At 73.2% G+C, this 691-nt stretch carries 1 protein-coding gene; it reads left to right on the top strand.

Annotation, left to right across the window (positions count from 1 at the left end; translation table 11 throughout):
• On the top strand, positions 1-613 hold a 613-nt coding region (locus L0P92_RS44795), incomplete at its 5' end, for a nuclease-related domain-containing protein (RefSeq protein WP_234768857.1).
• Positions 614-691 lie beyond the last annotated feature (78 nt).

The following is a 691-nucleotide window of genomic DNA, read 5'->3' on the forward strand; positions in this document are numbered from 1 at the left end:
GGTCCCCACCCCCGCGGAACTGGCCCGGCTGGCCCTGCACCCGGACGACGACCTCGCGCCCAACCGCCCCGGCGAGGCGCTCCTCGTGGCCCTCGACCGGGACCCGGGCCCCTCCCACCGCCTGCGCGCCGACCCGCGCCGCCGGGAACTGACCGCGGAACAGACGGTCGGCGAGGCCCTGGACCGGCTGGACAGCGCGGGCTGGCACACACTGCACTCCGTGCCACTCCCCGGCGGCGACCGCATCCACCACCTCCTGATCGGCCCCGGCGGACTGTTCGCCCTGCACACCCTGTACGCCCGCAAGCAGAAGGTGACCGTCACCGACCAGACGATCGCCCTCGGCCGCCGCGACCCGTACCCCCTCCTCCGCCGCCTCCGCACCGAAGCCGACCGCGCCACCTACGCCCTGACCGCCGAGGTCCACCCGGTCCTCACCCTGTTCGCCCCGTCAGACATCACGATCAAAACGCCCCCACGCGACCTCCGCATCCTCCGCGACACGGAACTGGAGGGCCTGGCCCGCCTGGGCGGCGTACTCAAGCCGGCAGACGTGGAGGCACTGCACGCGATGGCGAGGGACCGGGGGGTATGGCACCGCCTGGGCGTTTGAGACCGAGGCGTTGCCGCCAGGCATTTTCAGCCCGTCCGGCGTTTGAGGACGAAGCGTTGCCATCCCGATCCCCCACCC

Source organism: Streptomyces muensis, from assembly GCF_021474425.1.
Lineage (GTDB): Bacteria > Actinomycetota > Actinomycetes > Streptomycetales > Streptomycetaceae > Streptomyces > Streptomyces muensis.